General features: G+C 65.9%; 14 protein-coding genes. 4 read left to right on the top strand and 10 right to left on the bottom strand.

Features of this window, described 5'->3' with window-relative positions:
• Positions 1-318: 318 nt before the first annotated feature.
• From XI05_RS06865 to XI05_RS06845, 5 genes are all read right to left on the bottom strand, one after another.
• Complete coding sequence (locus XI05_RS06865; protein WP_271499928.1) at positions 319-2,055, bottom strand: methyl-accepting chemotaxis protein; 1,737 nt, start codon at positions 2,053-2,055, stop codon at positions 319-321.
• 206 nt (positions 2,056-2,261) lie between these two features.
• A complete protein-coding gene (locus XI05_RS06860) occupies positions 2,262-2,507 on the bottom strand; it encodes a DUF6894 family protein (RefSeq protein WP_172787262.1) in 246 nt (81 codons plus the stop codon).
• 162 nt (positions 2,508-2,669) lie between these two features.
• The gene (locus tag XI05_RS06855) at positions 2,670-3,257 is read right to left on the bottom strand and encodes a hypothetical protein (protein ID WP_172787261.1); all 588 of its coding nucleotides are present in this window, start codon (positions 3,255-3,257) and stop codon (positions 2,670-2,672) included.
• A gap of 115 nt (positions 3,258-3,372) precedes the next feature.
• The gene (gene acuI, locus XI05_RS06850) at positions 3,373-4,359 is read right to left on the bottom strand and encodes an acrylyl-CoA reductase (NADPH) (protein ID WP_271499927.1); all 987 of its coding nucleotides are present in this window, start codon (positions 4,357-4,359) and stop codon (positions 3,373-3,375) included.
• Positions 4,360-4,401: 42 nt separating this feature from the next.
• A complete protein-coding gene (locus XI05_RS06845; RefSeq protein WP_271499926.1) occupies positions 4,402-5,655 on the bottom strand; it encodes an MFS transporter in 1,254 nt (417 codons plus the stop codon).
• Positions 5,656-6,001: 346 nt separating this feature from the next.
• Here XI05_RS06845 and nadA point away from each other — a divergent pair, with 346 nt between their 5' ends.
• Genes nadA through nadC form a run of 3 tightly spaced genes read left to right on the top strand, consistent with a single transcriptional unit; the run spans position 6,002 to position 9,616 of the window.
• Positions 6,002-7,108 (top strand): quinolinate synthase NadA, encoded by a 1,107-nt coding sequence (gene nadA, locus XI05_RS06840; RefSeq protein ID WP_271499925.1) that lies wholly within the window; start codon positions 6,002-6,004, stop codon positions 7,106-7,108.
• Positions 7,109-7,119: 11 nt separating this feature from the next.
• Entirely contained in the window at positions 7,120-8,727 is a 1,608-nt protein-coding gene (locus XI05_RS06835; protein WP_271499924.1) for an L-aspartate oxidase, read from the top strand.
• 10 nt (positions 8,728-8,737) lie between these two features.
• Complete coding sequence (gene nadC, locus XI05_RS06830; RefSeq protein ID WP_271499923.1) at positions 8,738-9,616, top strand: carboxylating nicotinate-nucleotide diphosphorylase; 879 nt, start codon at positions 8,738-8,740, stop codon at positions 9,614-9,616.
• A 46-nt stretch (positions 9,617-9,662) separates the two neighbouring features.
• Here the strand turns inward: nadC and XI05_RS06825 are convergent, their stop codons facing one another.
• Positions 9,663-11,111: a cell wall hydrolase gene (locus XI05_RS06825; protein ID WP_271499922.1), complete on the bottom strand. Its 1,449-nt coding sequence runs from the start codon at positions 11,109-11,111 to the stop codon at positions 9,663-9,665.
• A gap of 308 nt (positions 11,112-11,419) precedes the next feature.
• Positions 11,420-13,573, bottom strand: a complete 2,154-nt coding sequence (gene ligA / locus XI05_RS06820) for an NAD-dependent DNA ligase LigA (RefSeq protein ID WP_271499921.1) — start codon at positions 13,571-13,573, stop codon at positions 11,420-11,422.
• Between the two features lie 115 nt (positions 13,574-13,688).
• On the opposite strand from ligA, the gene XI05_RS06815 reads away from it, so the two are divergent.
• Positions 13,689-13,976, top strand: a complete 288-nt coding sequence (locus XI05_RS06815) for a GIY-YIG nuclease family protein (protein WP_271499920.1) — start codon at positions 13,689-13,691, stop codon at positions 13,974-13,976.
• Positions 13,977-14,068: 92 nt separating this feature from the next.
• Here XI05_RS06815 and recN read toward each other — a convergent pair whose 3' ends face one another.
• The 3 genes from recN to lpxC all read right to left on the bottom strand — a co-directional run bounded on the left by recN (position 14,069) and on the right by lpxC (position 17,852).
• A complete protein-coding gene (gene recN, locus XI05_RS06810) occupies positions 14,069-15,742 on the bottom strand; it encodes a DNA repair protein RecN (protein WP_172787253.1) in 1,674 nt (557 codons plus the stop codon).
• 13 nt (positions 15,743-15,755) lie between these two features.
• The gene (locus XI05_RS06805; RefSeq protein WP_172787252.1) at positions 15,756-16,646 is read right to left on the bottom strand and encodes an outer membrane protein assembly factor BamD; all 891 of its coding nucleotides are present in this window, start codon (positions 16,644-16,646) and stop codon (positions 15,756-15,758) included.
• 243 nt (positions 16,647-16,889) lie between these two features.
• Complete coding sequence (gene lpxC, locus XI05_RS06800; RefSeq protein WP_271499919.1) at positions 16,890-17,852, bottom strand: UDP-3-O-acyl-N-acetylglucosamine deacetylase; 963 nt, start codon at positions 17,850-17,852, stop codon at positions 16,890-16,892.
• Positions 17,853-17,951: the final 99 nt, after the last annotated feature.

Here is a 17,951-nt window from a genome sequence, read left to right as displayed (position 1 = left end):
GCGGAGGTCAGTTCAACAATGCTGGCTGGTTCTCTTTCCCGGAGGATTGCGCCCATAGTCGCAAACAGGCGTTAACAGGAGCCTACGTAAGAATACGGCTCGCGCGCAGCGATCGTGTTGTCTCTGCAACTCTCTCTTGCAGCTGCATCGGCTTCTCGCGTTGCGATGCGGGCGCAGCTCGGTGCACCGCAGCATTCGCGCCGGCTGCCGTCACGCCGCCCGCACCGACTCCAAAAAGCGCGCGACCTCGCTCTGCAACCACCGCGCCTCCACGCGCGGCGGTTGCAGATCAAGCCTGCCTGAAGGCCGACGCCGCCTTCAGGCGGCGCGCACGGTGCCGAGGAATTTGCCGACCTCGAGCTTGAGCCGGTTACTGTCGCTCGACAGCGATTGCGCTGCTGCCAACACCTGCGTGGATGCCGACCCGGTCTCGCTCGCGCCGCGCTGCACGTCGGTGATGTTGGAGGACACCTGGTGGGTGCCCGTGGCCGCCTGCTGCACGTTGCGGGAAATTTCCTGCGTTGCTGCGCCCTGCTCTTCCACCGCGGCTGCGATGGTCGAGGAGATCTCCGACAGCCTCTCGATCGTGTGGCTGATGTCCTTGATCGCGCCGACCGAATGCTCGGTGGCGGTCTGGATGCTGGCGATCTGCTGGCCGATCTCGCCGGTCGCCTTCGCGGTCTGCTCCGCAAGCGCCTTGACCTCGGAGGCGACGACGGCAAAGCCGCGGCCCGCCTCGCCGGCCCGCGCCGCTTCGATGGTTGCGTTGAGCGCCAGAAGATTGGTCTGGCCGGCGATGGTGTTGATCAGCTCGACCACGTCGCCGATCCGCGCCGCCGCCGCGGAAAGCTCGCCGACACGATCGGTCGTGCTGCGGGCCTGGTTCACCGCATCGCCGGCGACGCGGGCGGATTCTTGCACCTGCCGGCTGATCTCGGTGATCGACGATGACAGCTCCTCGGTCGCCGACGCCACCGACTGCACGTTGGTGGATGCTTCCTCGGAAGCGGCAGCAACCATGGTGGTGACCTCCTGTCCGCGCGCCGCGGTCGCGGTCAGCGTCGATGCGGAAGCTTCCAGCTCGGTCGCGGCCGAGGACACGGTGTCGACGATTTCACCGATCGCGGCTTCGAAGCTGTCGGCCAGCTTGTGCATCTCGGCCTTGCGCTGCGCGGCCGCAAGCTGGTCCTGCCTGATCTTGGCTTCAGCTTCCTCGCGCGCCTTCTGCTCAGACACGATCTTGAACTTTTCGACGGCCGCCGCGACGCCGCCGACCTCATCCTTGCGGCCGAGACCGGGCAGAACCACGGAGAAATCGCCACCGGCGAGCTTGTCCATGGCAACCGTGAGCGCGCGAACCGGCCGCGCGATGGTCAGGAACGACATCAGCCAGGAGCAGACGAGGACGAGCATGGCGAGCGCGCCGACCACCATCCCGACCTGCTCGCTCGATCTCATCTCTGCGATGGCCGCGGCGTTGTTCTCTTCGGATTTATGCTTCGCATAGTCGGCGATCTGCTCGATCAGCCCGTCGAGTTGAGCTGCGATGGGCAGGGTAACCTCTCGCGCGATGCGAATCGCTTCTTCATTGAGCTTCGCGGCGCGCGAAGCGCCATCGGCGCCGCTCGCGGCGAGGGCTTCGGCGCGCACCGCGGCGATTTGCTGTGCAGCCTTGGTGTAGTCCGCGGCGAGCGATCTCAGCTTCTCCATGCGAGCCCGATTTTCGGCCGAGTGAGAAAGCTTCAGCATCTCATTGACCAGCGAGCCCATCGCTTGCTGCTGATCCTCCAATCTCTGGGTGGCCTTCTGAAGGTCGGCCGCGCTGTTGGCGAGACGAAGATCTCGCACCGCGAGTTGCATGCCGCGAACGGCAACCTCGGCCCGGACGGCGTCGCGCACGATCTCCTGCTGTTCAAGTGCGCTGTGGCTGGTCTCGCGAATGCTCGCATTGCCACGCATCTGGCTCACGATCATGGCGCCCACCAGGAGCACACCGAGCGCCGACGCAATCGCCAGCTTGGTCCCGATCCTCAGATTCTGAACAAGGCTCAGCATGGGCATGTTTCCCCCGAAGGAACGCGCAGCCGAGTTATTGTCGGCTTTCCCTTGCATTGACTGCGCTGCTGCCCAAAAAGTGAGCTTTTCACATTCCGATTTGGTTAACGCGATCCCTCGCAGAAATACTGACTTTGCACGCTAAATGATTGAGCGCGAAGGGATATGATCTCGTCATAGTTGTAAATTGCAGCTTCAAGTCGGATCTACGACGCCTTGCAGCCGATGGTCTCGCCGACGAGGCTGATGCGAAAGACCGGCTGCTTGTTCTCGTCGAGCAGCTCCATGCACCACTCGGCGTTCGGCTTCAGGCTGCGCGCGATGCCGCTGAGCAGATTGGCGCACACCTCTGTCATCTCGGTCCAGGCGGCTGCACGATCCTCGAACTCGTACGGCAGGTCGGCGGCGCCGGAATAGCGACCGGTGCTGATGCGGAAGAAATAGAGCGACATCGTTGAACCCTTGCGTGGGACCGCCCCCCGGCCGCGCGCAAACTGGGGCGCGAACAGCTACCAAGGCGTGAAGGTCGCGGTCCGTATGACTACGGCGCGCCGGCTTGGTGTTCGATGATGTCTTCGACGATCAATGGCGCGGGTCGTCCCGCGCAGGCGAGCTCACTGCGTCGAGCGGCGCAGCTCCAGCGGGCCCTCGTTCTTCGCCGGCTCGGACTTCACCGGCTCGAGCCGGCTGCCTTCGACACGCGGCGTCTCGACGCGCGCGGCGACCTCGGTGGTCGAGGCGGCAACCGAACCGGTGTGCTCCGGCCTGTGCAGCGAGCGCGGCCGCGCTGCGGCGCGCGCCATCAGCATCTGATTGCCGCCCTGGTGATGGAAGTCGCAATAGGCGAAGCCCATGCCCGACACCGAGCCGCGGAAGCTGCGGTCGTCGGTCTTTTCCAGGTTGAAGCAGGGCTCGAACGGGATGCCCTTGATCGAGGCGCACACGTTCTGGCCACGGATCTGGAGGGTGTTGCCGGGCAGGCGAAGATGTTTCACCGGGCCCGAGCCCGAGAACTGCACGGCGCCGGCGGCGCCGAGATCGTCGAGGATGCGGCCTGCACCGCGGGTGCCGTCGAAACAGGTGAAGGCGAACACCTTGCCGGCCACGAAGCGGCGCGCCTCGTCGGCGTTCATGCTTCCAGCGATGGCCGGCGCAAACGTCGCTGCCGCCGTGACAGCCCCCAACACAATACGCGCAAGCATGCTCAACTCCGAACCCAACCCCCGCAGCGGGCGATGCCTTTATCTCTTTACCCGCTGCTTACCATACCAACCATGGCGACATTGAAGCAGCTTGGTTGGTAAAGTCTGAACGCCGTTAGACAATTTTTACCACGACGCGGCCGCGAACCTGGCCGGCCAGGATTTTCGCGCCCCACTCCGGAAGCTGGTCGAGCGAAATTTCCTCAGTAATTTCAGATAGTTTTGTTCGATCCAGGTCGGACGCCAGACGCTGCCAGGCGGCTTTCCGGGGCTCGATCGGGCACATCACGGAATCGATGCCGAGAAGGCACACTCCGCGCAAAATAAACGGCGCCACCGAGGACGGCAGGTCCATGCCGGCGGCCAGGCCGCAGGCCGCGATCGCGCCACCATATTTCGTCATCGAGAGCAGGTTGGCGAGGGTGGTCGAGCCGACGCTGTCGACGCCGCCGGCCCAGCGCTCCTTGGCGAGGGGCTTTGCCGGCGCCGACAGTTCGGTGCGGTCGATGATCTCGGCAGCTCCCAGCTGCTTCAGGTAGTCGGCCTCGGAGACGCGGCCGGTCGAAGCGATGACGTGGTAGCCGAGCTTGGACAGGACGGCGATCGCAACCGAGCCGACGCCGCCGGCAGCACCCGTCACCACGACCGGGCCGCTCTTCGGCGAGATGCCGTGCTTCTCCAGCGCCAGCACCGAGAGCATCGCCGTGAAGCCGGCGGTGCCGATCGCCATGGCGTCGCGCGCCGACAGGCCCTGCGGAAGAGCGACCAGCCAGTCGCCCTTCACCCGCGCCTTCTCGGCATAGGCGCCGAGATGGGTCTCGCCCATGCCCCAGCCGGTGCAGACGACCTTGTCACCCGCCTTCCACTGCGGATGCGAGGAGGCTTCGACCGTGCCGGCGAAATCGATACCGGCGATCATCGGGAAGCGGCGCACCACCGGCGCCTTGCCGGTGAGCGCAAGGCCGTCCTTGTAGTTCAGCGTCGACCATTCCACCCGGACGGTGACGTCGCCCTCCATCAGCTCGGCTTCGTCAAACTGCGCGAGCTGCGCGGTGGTGCCCTTGTCCGCCTTGTCGATCCTGACAGCCTTGAATGTGGCCACGACTGAACTCCCTGACTTTGTTTGTCGGGGATGTTTAGCCGATCAGGCCGGCTGCGCAACCGCCCGTGCCACAGGTTTCTCCACGATCGGAAGATTGATCAGCGCCGAGAGCACGCCGAACAGGATCGAGAGCCACCAGATCGGCGTGTAGGAACCGAACTTTTCGAACACGATGCCGCCCAGCCAGACGCCGAGGAAGCCGCCGACCTGATGGCTGACGAAAGCGAAGCCATAGAGCGTGGCGAGCCAGCGCGTTCCAAACATCAGCGCCACCAGCGCCGAGGTCGGCGGCACCGTCGACAGCCAGGTCAGGCCGGAGATCGCGCCAAACGCGATCGCCGAGAACGGCGTGATCGGGAACGTGATGAAGGCGAGCGTCGCTAGTGCACGCGTGAAATAGATGGTCGAGAGGATGTAGCGCTTGGGCAGTGAGTTCTGGAGATAGCCGACGCTGAGCGAGCCGATGATGTTGAACAGGCCGATTGCCGCGATCACCCAGCCGCCGGTCTGCGCGGAGATGCCGCGATCGACGAGGAAGGCCGGCAGATGCACGGTGATGAAGGCGAGCTGGAAGCCGCAGGTGAAGAAGCCGAGCACCAGCAGCACGTAGGAGCGATGACCGAAGGCTTCGGCAAGCGCCTTGGTGATGGTCTGGTCATCCGCGGGCGTTGCGCTGTTCGCGGTTGTCACCGGCGGCGTCGAGAGCGCCAGCGACAGCGGGATGATCAGCAGCATCAGGAAACCGAACACGGAGAGCGCCTGCTGCCAACCGAAATTGTCGATCAAGGCGACGCCAATGGGCGCGAACAGGAACTGACCGAACGAGCCCGCCGCGGTGCCGGCGCCGAGCGCAAGGCCGCGCTTCTCGGCCGGCAAGAGCTTGCTGAACGCCGACAGAACCAGGTTGAACGAGCAGCCGGCGAGACCAAAGCCGACCATCACGCCCGCACCGACATTCAGCGACAGCGGCGTCGAGGAATAGCGCATCAAGAGCAGGCCACCGGCATAGAGCAGCGCGCCGACGCACATCACCCGGAACAGGCCGAAGCGATCCGCAACCGCACCGGCGAACGGCTGGCCCAGTCCCCACAACAAATTCTGCACGGCGATGGCGAGGCCGAACACGTCACGGCCCCAGCTGAATTCGTGACTCATCGGCTGCACGAAGAAGCCGAGCGCCGAGCGCGGGCCGAAGCCGAGCATGCCGATGGCACAACCGCAGAGGATGATGACGGCCGGGGTACGCCAATTGGAGGAACGCAAGGCCGGTGCGAGTTCGCCGATCGGTGTCGACATGGTTTTCCTCATCTGTCGTTGGCGGATCCGCAAATCAGCAGCGCGGGACAGCTCGTTTAATGCATATGCATGAAAATCCCAAGCCAAAAACGGTTGCATTCCACGAAGAGCTGACGCGGGAGCATTGCGTTTCAATCTGGCCTCGCCTGGCAGGTGCGCAGTGACGGGAATGTGTGCGGCAAGCTCTGGCGGCACGCGCGGGTGCGTGCTATGCTTGATTTACTCAGATTGAGCATATTTGGTAGCAGCGACGTTCGCCCGGCCTTCTCGGCCGGATTTCTCGGGCTCCATATATTCTCAATTTGAGCATAATAGCCGCTCGATTGGCCACACCTGGGAGGCTTCAATGCCGATCACTGGAATTTACGGTCCCGACGACTTTGCCAACCGGCCGCAAGGCCAGCCCATCGCCTCCTCCCGCGCCGCGCCGGTAGCCCCCGGACCGACATGGCCGATGCCGTCACTGGAATGGACGCCGGCGGTCGAACGCGCCACCGCGCCGCTCTATGACCGTGTCAAGCACGTCATCCCGTCGATCGAATGGCCGCTGATGGCGCCGACGATTCACGCGATCAACGAGCTGAAGCGCGCGCGGGGCGCGGTGATCCTCGCCCACAACTACCAGGCTCCGGAGATCTTCCATTGCGTCGCCGATATCGGCGGCGACTCGCTCCAGCTCGCGGTCGAAGCCACCAAGGTGCAGGCGGACATCATCGTCCAATGCGGCGTGCACTTCATGGCGGAGACCTCCAAGCTGCTCAATCCGGACAAGACCGTCTTGATCCCGGACTCGCGCGCGGGCTGCTCGCTTGCCGCCAGCATCACCGGTGCGGACGTGCGGCTGCTGCGGGAGAAATTCCCCGGCGTGCCTGTTGTCGCCTACGTCAACACCTCGGCGGAGGTGAAGGCCGAGGTCGACATCTGCTGCACGTCCTCGAACGCGGTGCAGGTGGTCGAGAGCCTGAACGTCCCGACCGTGATCTTCCTGCCCGACCGATACCTTGCCACTTACGTGGCGTCGAAGACCGACGTGAAGATCATCGTCTGGAAAGGCGCCTGCGAGGTGCATGAGCGCTTCACGGGCGAGGAGCTGCGCAGCTTTCGCGAGGCCGATCCCACCGTGCAGATCATCGCGCATCCGGAGTGTCCGCCGGACGTGCTGGCGGAAGCCGACTTCACCGGCTCGACCGCGCACATGATCAACTGGGTGCGCGCAAAGCGGCCGCGGCGGCTGGTCATGATCACGGAATGCTCGATGGCCGACAATGTCCGGGCCGAGCTGCCCGACGTGGAGATGCTCCGCCCCTGCAATCTCTGCCCGCACATGAAGCGCATCACGCTCGCCAACATCCTGGAGAGCCTGCTGACGCTTGGCGAGGAGGTGACGATCGAACCCGCGCTCGCGGAACGCGCGCGGCGCTCGGTCGAGCGCATGATCAATCTGAGCAATTGAGGGCGAGCAACATGCAACACGACATCCACGATCTCACCCGCTCAACCGACGACGTCGTCATCGTCGGCGGCGGCCTTGCCGGACTGTTCTGCGCGCTGAAGCTCGCGCCGCGGCCGGTGACCTTGATCTCGGCGGCACCGCTCGGGCATGGCGCATCCTCCGCATGGGCGCAAGGCGGCATCGCTGCGGCCGTGGCTGAGGGCGACACGCCGGAGGCCCACGCCGCCGACACCGTCGCGGTCGGCGGCGGCCTCGTCGATGCAGCCGTCGCGCTCGGCATCGCGCGCGAGGCAGCGCCGCGCATCCACGATCTTCTCGCCTATGGCGTTCCGTTCGATCGCGATCTCGACGGCAGGCTTGCCGTCGGACGTGAGGCTGCGCATTCCGCGCGCCGCATCGTGCATGTGCGCGGTGATGGCGCTGGCGCCGCGATCATCGCCGCCTTGAGCGAGGCCGTGCGCCGCACGCCCTCGATCCGCCTGATGGAAGGCTTCGTCGCCGAAGCATTGCTGACCGAGGACGGCGCGGTCACCGAGCTGCAATTGCGCGATGCCGGCAATCCCGCGGCACGACCGCTCGTGCTCGCCTCACGCGCAGTCGTGCTGGCGACCGGCGGGCTCGGCCATCTCTACGCCGTCACCACCAACCCGCCGGAAGCGAGCGGCTCGGGCCTTGCGATCGCGGCCCGCGCCGGCGCCGTGATCGCCGATCCTGAATTCGTGCAGTTCCACCCCACCGCCATCATGGTCGGCCGCGACCCGGCACCGCTCGCCACCGAAGCACTGCGCGGCGAAGGGGCAACGCTGATCAATGGCAACGGCGAGCGCTTCATGAGCGCCCGCCACCCGCTCGCGGAGCTCGCGCCCCGCGACATCGTGGCCCGCGGCGTGTTCGCCGAGATCGCGGCCGGGCGCGGCGCCTTCCTCGATGCGCGCCAGGCGCTGGGCGCGCGCTTCGCGACGAGGTTTCCGGCCGTGCATGCGAGCTGCATCGCCGCCGGCATCGATCCCGCGGCGCAAGCGATCCCGATCGCGCCGGCCGCGCATTACCACATGGGCGGCATCGCGGTGGATGCGCGCGGTCGCAGCTCGATCGACGGCCTCTGGGCCGCCGGCGAAGTCTCCTCCACCGGCGCGCATGGCGCCAACCGGCTCGCCTCGAATTCGCTGCTCGAAGCCGTCGTCTATGCCGCCCGCATTGCCGACGACATCGGCGGCCGCACCGTGCCCCGGCCGGCCCGCTTGCCGGACGCTTTGGTGATGCCGCGCGCTGGCACGGTGGATGCTGCGGAGGTGAAGCGGCTGCGCGCGGCGATGAGCGCACATGTCGGCGTGATCCGCGACGGTGACGGGCTTGCACAAGCCGTGCGCCATTTCGCCAGGCTCGAGCGCAAAGCCGGACACGGTGCCCTCGGCAACATGGCGATCTCGGCCCTGCTCGTTGCGACAGCGGCCTGGACGCGGCGCGAGAGCCGTGGGGCGCATTGCCGCTCCGATCACCCGGCCGAAAACCCAGCGCCAGCGCAGAGAACGATGACCACGCTCGCCGCAGCGCGCGAGGTCGCGGAGAGCCTCGATGAACGCCCGCGGCCACGCATTGCGCAATCCATGATCGCCTGAAGGAGGCCCCATGATCACCCCGACCTCACTGCTCTATCCCGATGCCTTCCTCTCGCCGCTCGCGATCGAGGCGGCCGTTGAGCGCGCGCTCGACGAGGACCTCGGCCGGGCCGGCGACATCACCTCGCTCGCGACGATCCCGGAAGCGACGCGCGCGCAGGCCATCCTTGTCGCGCGCCAGTCCGGCGTGATCGCCGGATTGCCGCTGGCGCTCGCGACCTTGCAGAAGCTGTCGCCCGACGTCGAGGTGCGCGCACATGTCCGCGATGCCGCGCGGGTTGCGCGCGGCCAGCACGTGCTGACGATCTCGGGCCCTGCGCGCGCCATCCTCACGGCAGAGCGGACTGCGCTGAACTTCGTCGGCCGGCTGTCGGGCATCGCCACGCTCACGGCGGACTATGTCGCGCGCACCGAAGGCACCAAGATGCGCATCTGCTGCACGCGCAAAACCACGCCGGGACTGCGCGCGCTGGAGAAATACGCGGTGCGTTGCGGCGGCGGCTTCAACCATCGCTTCGGGCTCGACGATGCCATCCTGATCAAGGACAACCACATCGCCGTGGCCGGCGGCATCCGCCCGGTGCTGGAGCGCGCCCGCGCCCATGCCGGCCACCTCGTCAAGATCGAGATCGAGGTCGATACGCTGGCGCAGCTGCGCGAGGTGCTCGACAGCGGGATGGCCGACGCGGTGCTGCTCGACAACATGGACATTGCGACGCTGCGCGAGGCGGTGAGGCTCAACGAGGGCCGCCTCGAGCTGGAAGCGTCCGGCGGCGTCACGCTGGGCTCGATCGCCGCATTCGCGGCCACCGGCGTCGACTATGCCTCGGCGGGTGCCCTGACGCATTCGGCGCCGAATTTCGATTGTGCGCTGGACATCGAGGCGTGAGGAGCTCTTCTCGCTCTCCCCGTTCTTACGGGGAGAGGTAAGAAAACTACCGCCGCTCGCCCATTTCCGCGGAGCTCTTGGCTTCCTGCGCGAGTTCAGCCGAGAGCGCGGCTGTCTGCGCCGGCGAGCCCCAGCTCGGCACCTCGCTGCCGTCACCCCAGTTGCGCGGCCGATAGAAGGTGTGCACGCCGGTCTTGTACAGCTTCTTCATCTCGGCGACCCAGGACGGGCGCACCCAATAGGCATGGTAGTGCGTGGATTTGCCGACCTCGGGCAGCCAGATCTGGCCGTCGAGCATCGCCTTCGAGATCTTCTTGGCGCGCTCCCACATCTCCGGCTCGCGGATCACGTCCGGATTGTTGTCGCAGGCGAAGGTGAACTGGCAGGCGAAATGGCGGTACTTGTTCTGGTAGACCACGCCGCACACCGTGTCGGGATATTTGCCGGAGAACACGCGGTTCATCACCACCTGCGCCACCGCGATCTGGCCGCGCACGGCCTCGCCGCGGGATTCGAAGTAGACGGCTTCGGCGAGGCACTTTTCCGACTTCGCACGCGACTTGTCGTCGAGCGCGAGCCGCTCCGCCGGCGACTTGGCGCGCTGGTTGTCGGCGTTGACCTCGCCCTTCGGCGCGACGCTCTCGCCGCTCTCGATGTCCTTGGCGATCTCCGCCGTCGGCGGGGTCAGCGAGGCCGTCACCTTCATGTCGGGGTCGGGCATCACGATCAGCGGCTCGGCGCCGGGCTGCCAGCTCTCGATGGTCTCGAGATTGCCGCCGAGCGAGGAGCTGCCGAAGAACAGGCTCGACGTCTTGACGCTGAAGGGATCGCGCGCGGGCGCAGCCGGCGCCGCGGCCCGCTTTAGCGCTTCCAGCGGCTGCACCGCCAACGCGCGCGCAGCTTCGCTCGCCTGCGGGGGATTGGAATATTGCGGCAGCGGCGGCGCCCGCAGCGCTTCCTGCAGCTCGGGATCGAGCGCGGCCGCGGATTCCGGCGACATCGCCGGCGGCAATGCGGCGGTCTTGGCGCCGAACACCGAGCTGTTCGAGGTCGCGGGATCTTCCTTGGCCGGGGCTGCAGCCGGCGTGACCGTCTCGGGAGACTGTGTCGGCGTGACGATTGCGAGGCGATCACCCTTCAAGGCGCGATCGACCTTGGGAAAGTCGGAAGCCTGGTAGCGTGACGGCGCCTGAAGCGCCGGATTGCGGCTGATCGCGCCGGTGACGTCGCGGCCGTCGAGGCTGGCGAGCCGAACCATCGCGCTCTGCGGAACCGAGGTGCCGATGGGGCGGGAAAAACTGTAGGTGGCGAGCTGGATCGAGGACGCGGCGGAGAACACCTGCTTCTGCCACCGCTCGGCGACGCCGGGTTGGCGCGCCAGCAGCGAGGCAATGTCCTGATAGCCGGTCTCTCTCGGCATCAATGCGAAGATGCAGAGACCGATGCCGAAGGACGCGAACCGCGCGCCCTTCGGATGGTTACGCAACACAGACATCGATACACTCACGCTACGCTTACGCTCGTCCGATCGAACTCAGTACATCCGTGCAATTCGATCTTTATCGTGAGTATCTAATTTAGGTTGCCGGGGCGTTAATCGGCGTTGCGCATGCGGCACACTCAAGCGAATGCAGGTGTTTTCACGGGGCGACGTCGCGCATTGGTAAATGCGGCCTGACGTGAAGCGGTAAAGATCGGGTCAACGCGAAGGGTGAAGGAACTCTTGCGGCCGCGTATCATTACGGGACGTTTGTTACAGGAGCCTCGGCGATGGCGACGGAACGTGAGGAGCCAACGCGCCCCTCACTCCGCGATCAGCTTCAGCCACTCGTCTTCGGTCAGCACCTTGACGCCGTGCTTGTTGGCGTCCGCGAGCTTCGAGCCGGCGCCGGGGCCGGCGACGACGAGATCGGTCTTTTTCGACACCGAGCCCGACACCTTGGCCCCTAACCGCTCGGCCGTGGCCTTGGCTTCATCCCGCGTCATCCTCTCCAGCGATCCCGTGAACACGACGGTCTTGCCTGCCACGGCCGAATTGCTCTTCGGCTTCTCGGCGTCGACGATCTCGACCTCCCTGGTCAGGCGTTCGACGATGCCGCGATTGTGGCTCTCGCCGAAATAATCGGCGATGCTCTTGATCACGGTGTCGCCGATCTGGTCGAGCGCATCCATCTCGGCCATCGCCTCCTCGTCACCCTCAGCAACTTTCAGGCAGGCATCGTGGAACGCATCCCACGAGCCGTAGCCGCGCGCCAGCGCCAACGCCGTGGTCTCGCCGACATGGCGCATGCCGAGCGCGTAGATGAAGCGCTCCAGCGCAATTTTCCGCCGGCTCTCGATGGCGCCGAACAGGTTGCGCACCGAGGTCGCGCCGTAGCCCTCGACCTCCTCGAGCTTCAGCTTGGCGTTGCGCTTCTCCAGCGTGAAGATATCGGCGGGCTCCTTCACCCAGCCCTCGTCGAAGAAGTACTGCAGCTGCTTCTCGCCAAGGCCGTCGATGTCGAAGGCCCGCCGCGACACGAACAGCTTGAGATGCTCGATCTTCTGGTAGGGACAGGCGAACTCGCCGGTGCAGCGGGCGCGCGAGCCCTCCTCGCCCGTCGCCGTCTCCTCGCGCACGACGTCGGTGTGCAGCGGACACGGGCACTTCTTCGGGAAGTGGAATTCCCTGGCGGTCTTCGGCCGCTTGTCGAGGACGACGTCGACCACCTGCGGGATGACGTCGCCGGCGCGCTGGATCACCACGGTGTCGCCGATCCTGATGTCGCGCCCCTCGCGCAGCACCTCGCCCTTGTTGCCGATGCCCCTGATGTAGTCCTCGTTGTGCAGCGAGACGTTCTGCACGATCACGCCGCCGACGCCGACCGGCTCGAGCTTGCCGACCGGCGTGAACGAGCCGGTGCGGCCGACCTGGATCTCGATGTCGCGCAGCACCGTCATGGCGCGCTCGGCCGGGAATTTGTGTGCGATGCCCCAGCGCGGCGTGCGCGAGACGAAGCCGAGCCGCTCCTGCCAGTCGATGCGGTCGACCTTGTAGACGACGCCGTCGATATCGTAGTCGAGCCGCGCGCGCTGCTCCTCGATCGCGTGATGAAAGGCGAGCAGCTCCTCGACGGAGTGGCAGAGCTTGGTCAGCGGATTGGTCTTGAAGCCGCAGCGCTCGAACCAGCCGATCATGCCGCTCTGCGTGTCTTCCGGCATCGCGCTCATCTGCCCCCAGGCATAGGCGAAGAACCCGAGCGGGCGGGAGGCGGTGATGGTCGGGTCCTTCTGGCGGAGCGAGCCGGCGGCCGAATTGCGCGGATTGGCGAAGATGGTATCGCCTGCCGCCTTCTGCCGTTCGTTGAGCGCCAGGAACGCCTTCTTGGTCATGTAGACCTCGCCGCGCACCTCGCAGATGTCGGGGATGTTGCGGCCCTTCAGCTTCTGCGGCACGTCTTCGAGCGTGCGGATGTTGGCGGTGACGTCCTCGCCGACCGCGCCGTCGCCGCGCGTCGCGGCGGTGACGAGCTCGCCGCCCTCGTAGCGCAGCGACATCGAGAGGCCGTCGATCTTCGGCTCGGCGGAGAAGTCGATCTTGTCGTCGTCGAGCTTCAGGTAGCGCACGATGCGGCCGACGAAGTCGCGCACGTCCTCCTCCGCAAAGGCGTTGTCGAGCGACAGCATGGGCACGGCATGCGGGACTTTCCTGAAGCGCCCCGATGGTGCGGCGCCGACCTTCTGCGAGGGCGATTCCGCGGTGACGAATTCGGGAAAGCGGGTCTCGATCGCGTCGAGGCGCTTGCGTAGCGCGTCGTATTCGGCATCGGTGACGGTCGGCGCGTCCTCTTGATAGTAGCGCTCGTTGTGTCCCTCGATCTCGAGCGCGAGCCGCATATGCTCGACCTTGGCCTGCGCCTTGGTGAGCTCGGCGACGTCGCGTAGCGGTGCTGCTTTGGATTTTGCTGCTCTGGCCATTATACTTAAAGTTGCGTCTCGTCGTTCCGGGATGGTCCGAAGGACCAGACCCGGAACCTCGAGATTCCGGGTTCGATGCTTCGCATCGCCCCGGAATGACGGTGGGGAGGGGCTCGTGGCGTATTACGTCTATATTCTAGCAAGCCGGAAAGATGGAGCAATCTACGTCGGCATCACCAACGACCTTGTGCGGCGCGTCTACGAGCATCGAATCAAGGCCGTGCCGGGCTTCACGACAAAATACAACATCACGCAGTTGGTCTGGTTCGAGATCTATGATGACCCGATCTCGGCAATCTCTCGCGAGAAGGAGCTCAAGAAGTGGAAGCGGGCTTGGAAGACCCAACTGATCGAGAAGGACAATCCAAACTGGAATGATCTCTACGAATCGATCTGCAAATGACGTGTCATTCCGGGATGGTCCGAAGGACCAGACCCGGAATCTCGAGATTCCGGGTTCGATGCTTCGCATCGCCCCGCAATGACGGTGGTGGCCTAGGCCGTCGCCGCCTTCAGCAGCCTCTCCGCGGCCGCCCTCGCCTCGGCCGTTATCTCGGCACCGGCGAGCATGCGGGCGATCTCCTCGCGGCGATGGTCGGCGGCGAGTGCATTGACGCGGGTGGCGACGCGCTTGCCCTTGTCGAGGGCGTCCTTGGAGATGAGCAGGTGCTGGTCGGCGCGGGCGGCGACCTGCGGGGCGTGGGTCACGGCCATGACCTGGACCTTGCCGGCAAGCCGCGCCAGGCGCCCCCCGATGGCGTCGGCCACCGCACCACCGACGCCGGTGTCGATCTCGTCGAACACGAGCGTCGGCGCCGAGCCGCGGTCGGACAGCACGACCTTGAGCGCGAGCAGGAAGCGCGACAGCTCGCCGCCGGAGGCGACCTTCATCAAGGGCCCCGGCTTGGTGCCCGGATTGGTCTGCACCCAGAACTCGACGCGGTCGAAACCTTGCGGCCCGGGCGCAGCCTCGTCGGTCTCGACCTGGGTCATGAACCTGGCGCGTTCGAGCTTGAGCGGGGCGAGCTCGGCATTGACCGCCTTGTTGAGCTTCTCCGCCGATTTCTGCCGCGCCAGCGAGAGCTTCTTGGCAGCCGCCGCATAGCGGCTGTCTGCCTCGATCGCGGCCTGCTCCAGCTTCTTCAGCCGCGAGGCGCCGGCATCGATCAGGACGACGTCGGCGGCATATTTGGCGGCCAGCGCGGCGAGCCCGTCGACCGGCGTCGAATATTTGCGCGACGCCGCACGCAAGGCAAACAGCCGCTCCTCGATGCGCTCGAGCTCGGCCGGATCGAAATCGGTTGCGGCCAGCGCCGCCTGGAGATGCTGGTCGGCCTCCTCCAGCGCATTGATCGCGGCGTCGATCGCCTTCACCGCCGGCTCGACCAGCGCCGGCGAGTTGACGCCGCGGCGCTCCAGCCGGCGCACCGCCGCCGAGAGGGCTGCGACCGGCGAATGATTGCCGCCGACCGCTTCCTGCGCCTCGCGCAGATCGGAGGCGATCTTCTCGCCCTGCATCATGGTGGTGCGGCGGGAGGCCAGCGCAGTCTCCTCGCCGTCCTTGGGCGCGAGCTGCTTCAGCTCGTCGGAGGCGTGGCGCAGATAATCGGCCTCGCGCGCCGCGCTCTCCATGGCGGCGCGATGCTCCTCCAGCGCGGTGTTGGCGGTGCGGCGCGCGTCCCAGAGCGCTTCGACCGCCGCGACGTCCTTTTCGAGGCCGGCAAAAGCGTCGAGCAGGCGGCGGTGGGTGGCGGCATCGACCAGCGCGCGCTCGTCGTGCTGGCCGTGGATCTCGACCAGGGCGGTGCCGACCGCCTTCAGCGTCTGCACGCTGATCGATTGGTCGTTGATGAAGGCGCGGGTGCGGCCGTCGGCGAGCTGCACGCGGCGGAGAATCATCTCGCCTGTGTCGTCCAGACCGTTCTCGGCCAGGATCTTCGTCGCAGGGTGATTCTTCGGGACATCGAACACCGCCGTGACCTGCCCTTGCTCCGCGCCGTGACGCACGAGGCCGGCATCGCCGCGGCCGCCGAGCGCCAGCGCAAAAGCATCGAGCAGGATGGATTTGCCTGCACCGGTCTCGCCGGTCAAAACCGCGAGGCCGGAGGCGAATTCGATATCGAGCCGTTCGATCAGGACGATGTCACGGATCGACAGACGCGCCAGCATGGAACCAAATTTCCTAGCCGAGACCCATCTTCTTGAAGGTCCGGCTGATCCAGGACCCCTGATTCTCGCTCGGTTCGAGACCGCCGGATTTTACAAGATTATAGGCGTCCTTGTACCAGCGGCTGTCAGGAAAATTGTGCCCAAGCACGGCCGCCGCGGTCTGCGCTTCGCCGACGATGCCGATCGCCATATAGGCCTCGGTCAGGCGGAACAGCGCCTCCTCGACGTGGCGGGTGGTCTGGTACTGCGTGACGACGGTCTTGTAACGATTGATGGCGGCCGTGTAGTCGCGCTTCTGTGCGTAGTAGCGGCCGACGTTCATTTCCTTGCCCGCGAGCTGGTCGCGTGCGCCCTCGATCTTGGCCTTGGCCGAGGTCGCATATTCCGAGTTCGGATATTTGCGCACCACCTCTTCCAGCGCCGCGATCGCCTTTTCGGTGCGGGTCTGGTCGCGGCTGATGTCCGGGATCTGGTCGTAATGGGAGGCGGCGATCAGATATTGCGCATAGGCTGCGTCCGGGCTGCCGGGATGCAGCGTGACGTAGCGGGTGGCGGCGCCGATGCAGCCGTCATAATCGCCGCCCTGATAGGACGCATAGGCCGACATCAGCAGCGATTTGCGGGCCCATTCGGAATAAGGATGCTGGCGGTCGACCTCTTCGAACTTCTTGTTCGCCGCCTTCATGTCCTTCTTCTCGTTCATGAGGTACAGGCCCTCATTGTAGATCTTGTCGGCGGGCTCCTCGACGAAGGTGTCGTCCTTGGCGGTGAACTTGTCCCAGAGCGCGCCCGTGCCGCATCCGGCGAGCGGCAGCGCGAGCATGATGAAGGTGACGGCCTGAAGCAGCCCGCGGGCTCGCGACGAGACCGAGAAATATCCGCGCGTCATACGCTGTGCCGACATGAGTTTAAGCCCTGACGCCCTGTGATGCGGTGTCCGCCAGCCCACGAACCCCTCATGGGCGCGAAATGTAACCGTGGTGCCTGCCGTGCGACCACGCCGATGTATCCGAAAAACGACCGTTAACGAACCGGATAGGGAGGCATTTCGCCCGGATTAAGGCGAACCTGCCGCAATGCTAGCCGATCATGGTTACCAGGAGTTTCCCGGGGGGCCGCCAACCACGTTTCGAAGGCGGCAGGCCGCTCAGGACACATCCGGTCCGAAGGCCGCAGCGATCCGGCCGCCGACGATGCCGCGACCAACCTCGCCCACGGGACGCGTGGTGCGGCGGGCAGCCTCGCCCTCGACCACCCGCCAGGCGGTCCGGTCGGCGAGCAGCGCGGTCAGGACGGCGTGGTTGACCTTGTGGCCACCACGCACCGAGCGGTAGGCGCCAAGCAGCGGCAGGCCGGCCAGCGAGAGATCGCCGATCACGTCCAGCACCTTGTGGCGGGCGCATTCATCGGCGTAGCGCAGGCCTTCGGTGTTGAGCAGCCGCTCGTCGTCGAACACGACGGTGTTGTCGAAGGAGGCGCCGAGGGCATAGCCCGCGCTCCAGAGCCGCGCGACATCGCTCATCAGGCCGAAGGTCCGGGCCCGGCCGACTTCGCGGCGGAAACCTTCCGGATTGACGTCGAAGGCGTACGCCTGCTGGCCGATGACGGGATTGGTGAAATCGATCTCGACCTCGACGCGGAACCCATTGGCGTGGGGCCTGATCTCGCCGAAGGAATCGCCGATCTTGACCGAGATCGGCTTCAAAACCTGAATGAAGCGGCGCTGCGCCGGCTGGGTGACGACGCCGGCCTGGTCGATCGCCGCGATGAAGGCCGCGGCGCTGCCGTCCATGATCGGGACTTCGGGACCGTCGATCTCGATGGTGGCGTTGTCCACACCCATTCCCCGCAGCGCAGCAAGCACATGCTCGGCGGTGGACACCAGCGGACCGGTGCGGTCGCCGAGGACGGTGGCAAAGTCGGTCGCGATCACCTGGTCGGCGGTCGCCTGGACTTCGCGGTCACTTCCCTCAAGTCCGGTCCGGACAAAAATAAAACCTGCGTCGACAGGCGCAGGCCCGAGCGTGAGAGTAACGGGAAGACCGGAATGAACGCCCACGCCTGCCACGGAGGCTTGCGCACGAAGCGTTGTTTGCCGGCTAAATTTCATCAGGAACCCGCCCCACTACGACCCACTGCGACTTATACGAGACCCGCTTGGCCGGCCAGAGCCGACGCTACCGAATCCCCGTATCCCCAAGTCACGGCA

It is taken from the genome of Bradyrhizobium sp. CCBAU 11357 (assembly GCF_028128865.1).
In the GTDB taxonomy this organism is placed as follows: domain Bacteria; phylum Pseudomonadota; class Alphaproteobacteria; order Rhizobiales; family Xanthobacteraceae; genus Bradyrhizobium.
Note: the sequence above shows the minus strand (reverse complement) of the source record. Positions and strands in the feature narration are given on the sequence as shown.

Excerpts from the sequence above, each read along its gene's own strand:
- XI05_RS06865 (WP_271499928.1), bottom strand. The coding sequence starts at position 2,055 with ATGCTGAGCCTTGTTCAGAATCTGAGGATCGGGACCAAGCTGGCGATT.
- recN (WP_172787253.1), bottom strand. The coding sequence starts at position 15,742 with ATGCTGGCGCGTCTGTCGATCCGTGACATCGTCCTGATCGAACGGCTC.
- nadC (WP_271499923.1), top strand. The coding sequence starts at position 8,738 with ATGATCACCCCGACCTCACTGCTCTATCCCGATGCCTTCCTCTCGCCG.
- XI05_RS06825 (WP_271499922.1), bottom strand. The coding sequence starts at position 11,111 with ATGTCTGTGTTGCGTAACCATCCGAAGGGCGCGCGGTTCGCGTCCTTC.
- nadA (WP_271499925.1), top strand. The coding sequence starts at position 6,002 with ATGCCGATCACTGGAATTTACGGTCCCGACGACTTTGCCAACCGGCCG.
- XI05_RS06835 (WP_271499924.1), top strand. The coding sequence starts at position 7,120 with ATGCAACACGACATCCACGATCTCACCCGCTCAACCGACGACGTCGTC.
- XI05_RS06860 (WP_172787262.1), bottom strand. The coding sequence starts at position 2,507 with ATGTCGCTCTATTTCTTCCGCATCAGCACCGGTCGCTATTCCGGCGCC.
- XI05_RS06855 (WP_172787261.1), bottom strand. The coding sequence starts at position 3,257 with ATGCTTGCGCGTATTGTGTTGGGGGCTGTCACGGCGGCAGCGACGTTT.
- lpxC (WP_271499919.1), bottom strand. The coding sequence starts at position 17,852 with ATGAAATTTAGCCGGCAAACAACGCTTCGTGCGCAAGCCTCCGTGGCA.
- XI05_RS06845 (WP_271499926.1), bottom strand. The coding sequence starts at position 5,655 with ATGTCGACACCGATCGGCGAACTCGCACCGGCCTTGCGTTCCTCCAAT.
- XI05_RS06805 (WP_172787252.1), bottom strand. The coding sequence starts at position 16,646 with ATGTCGGCACAGCGTATGACGCGCGGATATTTCTCGGTCTCGTCGCGA.
- ligA (WP_271499921.1), bottom strand. The coding sequence starts at position 13,573 with ATGGCCAGAGCAGCAAAATCCAAAGCAGCACCGCTACGCGACGTCGCC.